We start from the raw sequence: 8,793 nt of genomic DNA on the forward strand, positions 1-8,793 counted from the left end.
TTTTGCCCTATTTATCGATCCGACAGAGAAAGCGCATGACAACCTTAAGCTGTAAAGTGACCTCGGTAGAAGCTATCACGGATACCGTATATCGTGTCCGCATTGTGCCAGACGCGGCCTTTTCTTTTCGTGCTGGTCAGTATTTGATGGTGGTGATGGACGAGCGCGACAAACGCCCGTTTTCAATGGCTTCGACGCCGAATGAACAAGGTTTCATTGAGCTGCACATTGGCGCTTCGGAGATCAATCTCTACGCCAAAGCCGTTATGGATCGCATCCTTAAAGATCATCAAATCGTGGTGGATATTCCCCACGGTGAAGCGTGGCTGCGCGATGATGAAGAACGTCCGATGATTCTGATTGCGGGCGGCACGGGGTTCTCTTATGCGCGCTCGATTTTGCTGACAGCGCTGGCACGTAATCCCAATCGCGATATCACCATTTACTGGGGCGGGCGTGAAGAGCAACATCTTTATGATCTGTCCGAGCTTGAGGCGCTTTCTCTGAAGCATCCTGGTTTGCGTGTGGTGCCGGTAGTTGAACAACCGGAAGCGGGCTGGCGTGGACGTACTGGAACGGTATTAACGGCGGTATTGCAGGATCACGGTACGCTGGCGGAGCATGATATCTATATCGCTGGCCGCTTTGAGATGGCGAAAATCGCCCGTGACCTGTTCTGCAATGAGCGTAATGCGCGGGAAGATCGCCTGTTTGGCGATGCGTTTGCGTTTATCTAAGCCATAAAAAACCCGCCCCTGACAGGCGGGAAGAACGGCAACTAAAACTTTATACAGTGGCATTTTGATCTATGTCGCATCCGGCAAACAATTCCTGATGCGACGCTGGTGCGTCTTATCGTGCCTACAAATAGTCCTGAACCGTAGGCCGGATAAGGCGTTTATGCCGCATCCGGCAAACAATGCCCGATGCGACGCTGGCGCGTCTTATCGTGCCTACAAATAGTCCTGAACCGTAGGCCGGATAAGGCGTTTACGCCGCATCCGGCAAGTGTTTAAACCCGCTCAAACACCGTCGCAATACCCTGACCCAGACCGATACACATCGTCGCCAGACCAAACTGGGCATCTTTACGCTCCATCAGATTCAGCAGCGTGGTACTGATACGAGCACCTGAACAGCCCAGCGGATGACCCAGCGCGATCGCGCCACCGTTGAGGTTGATCTTCTCGTCGATCTGCTCCATCAGCCCCAGATCTTTAATGCACGGTAGGATCTGCGCGGCAAAGGCTTCGTTCATCTCAAACACACCGATATCACTGGCAGACAGCCCCGCTTTTTTCAGCGCCAGTTTTGAGGCCGGGACCGGGCCGTAACCCATAATCGACGGGTCACAACCGACGACCGCCATCGAACGTACGCGGGCGCGCGGCTTAAGACCTAATTCACGGGCGCGGCTTTCACTCATCACCAACATGGCAGCTGCACCATCGGAAAGCGCAGAAGATGTACCCGCCGTTACCGTACCGCTGACGGGATCAAACGCCGGACGCAGCGTGGCGAGGGCTTCCACGGTGGTTTCCGGGCGAATCACTTCGTCGTAATTAAACTGCTTCAATACGCCGTCGGCATCGTGACCACCGGTCGGGATGATTTCATTTTTAAATGCGCCCGACTGCGTGGCGGCCCAGGCGCGGGCGTGTGACCGCGCGGCAAAGGCATCCTGCATTTCACGGCTGATACCGTGCATACGCGCCAGCATTTCTGCCGTTAAGCCCATCATGCCCGCCGCTTTGGCGACATTGCGGCTCAGGCCGGGGTGAAAATCGACGCCGTGACTCATCGGCACATGGCCCATATGCTCCACGCCGCCAACCAGACATGCCTGTGCATCGCCAGTCATGATCATTCGTGCTGCATCATGCAGTGCCTGCATGGATGAACCACACAGACGGTTGACGGTAACCGCCGGGACAGAGTGTGGTACTTCAGCCAACAGCGCCGCGTTACGGGCGATATTAAAACCCTGCTCCAGCGTCTGCTGCACACAGCCCCAGTAAATATCGTCGAGGGCCGCCGCTTCCAGCGCCGGATTACGCGCCAGCAAGCTACGCATTAAATGAGCGGAGAGATCTTCCGCACGTACGTTACGAAAAGCACCGCCCTTCGAACGGCCCATCGGGGTGCGAATTGCATCGACAATGACAACCTGTTCCATTGTGACTCCTTAAGCCGTTTTCAGGTCGCCAACCGGACGGGCTGGCTCAACCGAGGGATAGTACGGTTCGTTATGACGCGCTTTATTACGCAGACCTTCCGGCACTTCGTACAGCGGGCCGAGGTGCTGATATTGCTGTGCCATATCGAGGTATTTTGCGCTGCCGAGGGTGTCCAGCCAGCGGAACGCACCGCCGTGGAACGGAGGGAAGCCCAGGCCGTAGACCAGCGCCATATCCGCTTCTGCCGGAGTGGCGATAATGCCCTCTTCCAGACAGCGCACCACTTCGTTGACCATCGGGATCATCATGCGGGCGATAATCTCTTCCTCGCTAAAATCGTGCTTCGGCTGGCTCACTTCTGCCAGCAGGTCGTCAACAGCGGCGTCTTCTTCTTTCTTCGGCTTACCTTTGCTGTCTTCTTTATAACGCCAGAAACCGAGGCCGTTCTTCTGACCAAAGCGGTTGGCATCAAACAGCGCGTCGATGGCATCGCGATAATCTTTCTGCATCCGCTGCGGGAAGCCTGCTGCCATGACAGCCTGAGCGTGATGCGCGGTGTCAATGCCCACGACATCCAGCAGATATGCCGGACCCATCGGCCAGCCAAACTGTTTTTCCATCACTTTGTCGATCTTGCGGAAATCCGCGCCGTCGCGCAGCAACTGGCTGAAACCGGCGAAATACGGGAACAGCACGCGGTTGACGAAGAAGCCGGGGCAGTCGTTAACCACAATCGGCGTTTTACCCATCTTGCTCGCCCAGGCGACGACTTTCGCAATGGTTTCGTCGGAGCTTTTCTCGCCGCGAATAATTTCCACCAACGGCATTCGGTGGACCGGGTTAAAGAAGTGCATCCCGCAGAAGTTTTCCGGACGTTCCAGCGCGTTGGCCAGTTCGCTGATAGGAATGGTTGAAGTGTTAGACGCCAGCACGGTATCCGGGCGTACTTTCTGCTCGGTTTCTGCCAGTACGGCTTTTTTCACTTTCGGGTTTTCGACAACCGCTTCTACCACAACATCCACGCGGTCAAATCCGGCGTAGTCGAGCGTTGGGTGGATCGTGGAGATCACGCCAGCCAGTTTCAGACCATCGATCTTGCCGCGCTCAAGCTGCTTGTTCAGTAGTTTCGCGGCTTCAGTCATGCCGAGGGCTAACGACTTGTCGTTGATATCTTTCATGACAACCGGCACGCCTTTCCACGCAGACTGGTAAGCGATACCGCCGCCCATAATGCCTGCGCCCAGCACAGCGGCCTGTTTCGGTGTTTCAACGTCTTTGGTGAGTTTCTTCGCTTTGCCTTTTACATATTGATCGTTAAGGAAAATGCCGACCAGTGCGCGGGCTTCGTTGGTATGCGCCAGCGGGACAAAACTTTTGTTTTCCAGATTTAATGCTTCTTCACGACCAAAACGGGCCGCAGCTTCAATAGTTTTTACTGCGGTGATGGGTGCCGGATAATGTTTCCCCGCCGTTTGCGCGACCATCCCTTTAGCGATGGTGAAGCTCATGGTGGCTTCAATCTTGCTCAGTTTTAGCGGTTCTAGCTTCGGCTGACGTTTCGCTTTCCAGTCGAGGTCGCCGTTAATGGCCTGGCGTAAAATCGCCATCGCCCCTTCAATCAGTTTTTCTGCTTTGACTACGCCATCCACCAGACCGATTTTCAGCGCCTGATCCGCGCCGACATCTTTACCGGCGGCAATGATTTCCAGCGCACTGTCAGCGCCCAGCATACGTGGCATACGTACAGAACCGCCAAAGCCCGGCATGATGCCCAGTTTGGTTTCCGGCAGACCGATGCGCAAATCCGGCGTCGCCAGACGATAATCGGTCGCCAGCACGCATTCGCAGCCACCGCCCAGCGCATAGCCGTTGACCGCGGCAATGGTCGGCACCGGCAGATCTTCCAGGCGATTAAACACGCTATTGGCAAAATGCAGCCACTGACTTAACTGTTCTTCAGGAACGAGGAACAGGGACAAAAATTCGGTGATATCAGCACCGACGATAAAGGCTGCTTTGTTCGAACGCAGCAGCAGCCCTTTTAGATCTGATTGCTGTTCCAGTACACCGATGGCCTCGCCGAGGCTGGCGACGGTCGCAGTGTTGAGTTTATTAACTGAACCTGGGGCATCAAATACCAGTTCGGCAATGCCATCTTCCAGCCAGTCAAGGTACAGGGTGTCGCCTTTGTAAAGCATGTCAGTCTCCTGAATCCGCAAGGTGATCTGGTCGTACCAGATGCATTGAAGTGTGTATTTTGTGTTAAAAATATGCAAACAAAAGATTAAAGAAATGCCGATCTGATCACGCTCGGCAGAAATCACGCTCTGGATGAACGATGTGCTAAGATGCGGAGACTTAAGGTCAAAAAAACAGAAGGGTAAAAAATGGAATCACTGGCCTCGCTCTATAAAAATCATATAGCTACCTTACAAGAACGGACTCGCGATGCGCTGGCGCGCTTCAAGCTGGATGCGTTACTTATTCACTCCGGCGAACTGTTCAACGTTTTTCTCGACGATCATCCCTATCCGTTTAAAGTGAACCCGCAATTCAAAGCGTGGGTGCCGGTAACTCAGGTGCCAAACTGCTGGTTGCTGGTGGATGGCGTGAACAAGCCGAAACTGTGGTTCTATCTGCCAGTTGATTACTGGCACAACGTCGAACCGCTGCCGACCGCCTTCTGGACTGAAGATGTGGACGTGATCGCGCTGCCGAAAGCCGATGGCATTGGTAGCCTGCTGCCTGCTGCGCGCGGCAATATTGGTTATATCGGTCCGGTGCCGGAACGTGCGCTGCAACTGGGCATTGAGGCCAGCAATATCAACCCGAAAGGGGTGATCGACTACCTGCATTACTACCGCTCCTTCAAAACCGAGTACGAACTGGCCTGTATGCGTGAAGCGCAGAAAATGGCGGTCAACGGTCATCGCGCGGCAGAAGAAGCGTTCCGTTCTGGCATGAGCGAGTTCGATATCAACATTGCCTATCTGACCGCGACCGGTCATCGTGATACCGACGTACCTTACAGCAACATTGTGGCGCTCAACGAACACGCTTCGGTGCTGCATTACACCAAACTGGACCATCAGGCACCGGAAGAGATGCGTAGCTTCCTGCTGGATGCCGGGGCAGAATATAACGGCTATGCGGCTGACCTGACCCGAACCTGGTCGGCAAAAAGCGACAACGACTACGCACAGCTGGTGAAAGACGTTAATGATGAACAACTGGCGCTGATCGCCACCATGAAAGCAGGCGTCAGCTATGTGGATTACCACATCCAGTTCCATCAGCGCATTGCCAAACTGCTGCGTAAACATCAAATCATCACCGATATGAGTGAAGAAGCGATGGTCGAAAACGATCTCACCGGACCGTTTATGCCGCACGGTATCGGCCATCCGCTGGGCCTGCAGGTGCATGACGTAGCAGGTTTTATGCAGGATGATAGCGGTACGCACCTCGCGGCACCGGCAAAATATCCGTACCTGCGCTGCACCCGTATTCTCCAGCCGGGCATGGTGTTAACCATTGAGCCGGGTATCTACTTCATCGAATCGTTGCTGGCACCGTGGCGTGAAGGGCAGTTCAGCAAACACTTCAACTGGCAGAAAATTGAAGCACTGAAACCGTTCGGCGGCATTCGTATCGAAGACAACGTGGTGATCCACGAAAACAACGTGGAAAACATGACCCGGGATCTGAAACTGGCGTGATGGAAAGCTGGTTAATTCCTGCGGCACCGGTCACGGTCGTTGAAGAGATCAAAAAAAGCCGCTTCATAACGATGTTGGCGCATACCGATGGCGTTGAGGCGGCGAAAGCGTTTGTTGAATCGGTGCGGGCAGAACACCCCGATGCCCGCCACCATTGTGTGGCGTGGGTGGCGGGTGCGCCGGATGATTCTCAACAGCTGGGTTTCTCTGACGACGGGGAACCGGCGGGCACGGCAGGTAAACCGATGCTCGCCCAACTAATGGGCAGCGGCGTCGGGGAAATTACCGCTGTGGTGGTGCGCTACTACGGCGGCATATTGCTTGGCACCGGTGGGTTAGTGAAAGCGTATGGCGGCGGCGTGAATCAGGCGTTGCGCCAGCTAACGACCCAACGCAAGACGCCATTAACCGAATATACTTTGCAATGTGAATATAGTCAGTTAACCGGCATTGAAGCGTTGCTGGGGCAGTGTGACGGCAAAATTATCAACAGTGATTATCAGGCATTCGTTCTGCTGCGGGTGGCGCTTCCAGCGGCGAAAGTGGCTGAATTTTCCGCAAAGCTGGCGGATTTTAGCCGTGGTTCATTGCAATTGTTAGCGATTGAAGAATAATCCCCACTTCGTTTTGCAGAACTAAGGAAGCGGCAGAGATGCATTTTCGCGCCATTACCCGAATCGTTGGACTACTGGTCATCTTATTCTCAGGGACAATGATTATCCCTGGGCTGGTAGCACTCATCTACCGGGATGGGGCGGGCCGCGCATTTACCCAGACCTTTTTTGTCGCCCTCGCTATTGGCTCCATGTTGTGGTGGCCTAACCGTAAAGAGAAGGGCGAACTGAAATCCCGTGAAGGGTTTCTGATCGTGGTGCTGTTCTGGACCGTGCTGGGTAGCGTCGGTGCGCTCCCTTTTATCTTCTCGGAAAGCCCGAACCTCACGATTACCGATGCGTTTTTTGAATCTTTCTCCGGCCTGACCACCACGGGGGCCACTACGCTGGTGGGGCTGGATTCGCTCCCTCACGCAATCCTCTTTTATCGCCAGATGCTGCAATGGTTTGGCGGGATGGGGATCATCGTGTTGGCGGTTGCGATACTGCCTATCCTCGGCGTTGGTGGTATGCAGCTCTATCGCGCGGAAATGCCCGGCCCGCTGAAAGATAACAAAATGCGTCCGCGAATTGCGGAAACGGCGAAAACCCTGTGGTTGATTTATGTCTTGCTGACCGTCGCCTGTGCACTGGCGCTGTGGTTTGCTGGAATGGATGCCTTTGATGCCATCGGTCATAGCTTTGCGACAATCGCTATTGGCGGCTTCTCGACTCATGATGCCAGCGTCGGATATTTCGATAGCCCGACTATTAACACTATCATTGCTATCTTCCTGCTGATCTCCGGCTGTAACTACGGTCTGCACTTTTCACTGTTAAGTGGGCGTAGTCTGAAGGTCTACTGGCGCGATCCGGAATTTCGCATGTTTATCGGCGTACAGTTTACGCTGGTGGTTATTTGTACCCTCGTGCTGTGGTTTCATAATGTCTACAGTTCGGCGCTGATGACAATTAACCAGGCATTTTTCCAGGTGGTGTCGATGGCGACAACCGCCGGGTTTACGACTGATAGCATTGCCCGCTGGCCGCTCTTTTTGCCGGTACTGCTTTTATGTTCAGCTTTTATCGGCGGTTGCGCCGGGTCAACGGGCGGTGGCCTGAAAGTGATCCGCATCCTGCTGCTGTTCAAACAGGGGAACCGTGAGCTGAAACGACTGGTGCATCCGAACGCCGTCTATAGCATTAAGCTGGGGAATCGCGCACTGCCGGAACGTATCCTCGAAGCCGTTTGGGGATTTTTCTCCGCCTATGCATTGGTGTTTATTGTCAGTATGCTGGCGATAATCGCCACGGGCGTGGATGACTTTTCTGCCTTTGCCTCGGTTGTTGCGACATTGAATAACCTGGGGCCAGGGCTTGGCGTGGTTGCTGATAACTTTACCAGCATGAACCCGGTGGCTAAATGGATCCTGATTGCCAACATGCTGTTTGGTCGTCTTGAGGTCTTTACATTGCTGGTGCTCTTTACCCCGACTTTCTGGCGTGAATGATGGAGTAATACGTGAAAACATTAATTCTTTTCTCAACAAGGGACGGACAAACGCGCGAGATTGCCTCCTACCTGGCTTCGGAACTGAAAGAACTGGGGATCCAGGCGGATGTCGCTAATGTGCACCGCATTGAAGAACCACAATGGGAAAACTACGATCGCGTGGTGATTGGCGCTTCTATTCGCTACGGTCATTACCATTCTGCGTTCCAGGCATTTGTCAAAAAGCATGCCACCCGGCTGAACTCAATGCCGAGCGCCTTTTACTCCGTCAACCTGGTGGCACGCAAGCCGGAGAAGCGGACTGTGCAGACCAACAGCTACGCACGAAAGTTTCTGATGAGTTCACAATGGCGCCCCGATCGCTGTGCCGTTATTGCCGGGGCACTGCGTTATCCACGCTATCGTTGGTACGACCGCTTTATGATCAAGCTGATTATGAAGATGTCAGGCGGAGAAACAGATACGCGCAAAGAGGTTGTCTATACCGATTGGGAGCAGGTCGCGAATTTTGCCCGAGAAATCGCTCAATTAACCAACAGATCGGCGTCGAAATAAGCATAAAGAATAAAAAACGCGCATTCGGAAAATTATTTTAAATTTCCTCTTGTCAGCTCAGAATAACTCCCTATAATGCGCCACCACTGACACGGAACAACGGCAAACACGCCGCCGGGTCAGCGGGATTCTCCTGAGAATTCCGGCAGAGAAAAGCAAAAAAATGCTTGACTCTGTAGCGGGAAAGCGTATTATGCACACCCCGCGCCGCTGAGAAAAAGCGAAGCGGCACTGCT

General features: G+C 53.9%; 7 protein-coding genes. 5 read left to right on the top strand and 2 right to left on the bottom strand.

The annotated features are described in order from the left end of the window. The first annotated feature begins 35 nt into the window (after positions 1–35). Positions 36–737, top strand: coding sequence for an NAD(P)H-flavin reductase (fre, locus tag FEK50_RS13490; protein ID WP_130209480.1), 702 nt, complete (start codon positions 36–38; stop codon positions 735–737). Positions 738–1,012: 275 nt separating this feature from the next. On the opposite strand, the gene fadA is transcribed toward fre, so the two are convergent. Continuing rightward, positions 1,013–2,176 (bottom strand): acetyl-CoA C-acyltransferase FadA, encoded by a 1,164-nt coding sequence (fadA, locus tag FEK50_RS13495; RefSeq protein WP_130209482.1) that lies wholly within the window; start codon positions 2,174–2,176, stop codon positions 1,013–1,015. 9 nt (positions 2,177–2,185) lie between these two features. After that, positions 2,186–4,375 (bottom strand): fatty acid oxidation complex subunit alpha FadB, encoded by a 2,190-nt coding sequence (gene fadB / locus FEK50_RS13500; protein WP_131162261.1) that lies wholly within the window; start codon positions 4,373–4,375, stop codon positions 2,186–2,188. 189 nt (positions 4,376–4,564) lie between these two features. Here fadB and pepQ point away from each other — a divergent pair, with 189 nt between their 5' ends. The 4 genes from pepQ to hemG are packed head-to-tail and all read left to right on the top strand — an operon-like array spanning position 4,565 to position 8,557. Then, positions 4,565–5,896, top strand: a complete 1,332-nt coding sequence (pepQ, locus tag FEK50_RS13505; protein WP_130261222.1) for a Xaa-Pro dipeptidase — start codon at positions 4,565–4,567, stop codon at positions 5,894–5,896. Further along, on the top strand, positions 5,896–6,510 hold the full coding sequence (locus tag FEK50_RS13510; RefSeq protein ID WP_001296979.1) for an IMPACT family protein: 615 nt from the start codon (positions 5,896–5,898) through the stop codon (positions 6,508–6,510). Before pepQ ends, FEK50_RS13510 begins: the two co-directional genes overlap by 1 nt. A 38-nt stretch (positions 6,511–6,548) precedes the next feature. Then, a complete protein-coding gene (gene trkH, locus FEK50_RS13515) occupies positions 6,549–8,000 on the top strand; it encodes a Trk system potassium transporter TrkH (RefSeq protein WP_000545680.1) in 1,452 nt (483 codons plus the stop codon). Positions 8,001–8,011: 11 nt separating this feature from the next. Further along, positions 8,012–8,557 carry a menaquinone-dependent protoporphyrinogen IX dehydrogenase gene (gene hemG / locus FEK50_RS13520; protein WP_130209490.1) on the top strand — a complete coding sequence of 182 codons (546 nt, stop codon included), beginning with the start codon at positions 8,012–8,014 and terminating at the stop codon, positions 8,555–8,557. The last annotated feature ends 236 nt before the right edge of the window (positions 8,558–8,793 follow it).

Source organism: Escherichia sp. E2586 (assembly GCF_005781105.1).
GTDB lineage: Bacteria > Pseudomonadota > Gammaproteobacteria > Enterobacterales > Enterobacteriaceae > Escherichia.

Excerpts from the sequence above, each read along its gene's own strand:
- fadA (WP_130209482.1), bottom strand. The coding sequence starts at position 2,176 with ATGGAACAGGTTGTCATTGTCGATGCAATTCGCACCCCGATGGGCCGT.
- trkH (WP_000545680.1), top strand. The coding sequence starts at position 6,549 with ATGCATTTTCGCGCCATTACCCGAATCGTTGGACTACTGGTCATCTTA.
- pepQ (WP_130261222.1), top strand. The coding sequence starts at position 4,565 with ATGGAATCACTGGCCTCGCTCTATAAAAATCATATAGCTACCTTACAA.
- FEK50_RS13510 (WP_001296979.1), top strand. The coding sequence starts at position 5,896 with ATGGAAAGCTGGTTAATTCCTGCGGCACCGGTCACGGTCGTTGAAGAG.
- fre (WP_130209480.1), top strand. The coding sequence starts at position 36 with ATGACAACCTTAAGCTGTAAAGTGACCTCGGTAGAAGCTATCACGGAT.
- fadB (WP_131162261.1), bottom strand. The coding sequence starts at position 4,375 with ATGCTTTACAAAGGCGACACCCTGTACCTTGACTGGCTGGAAGATGGC.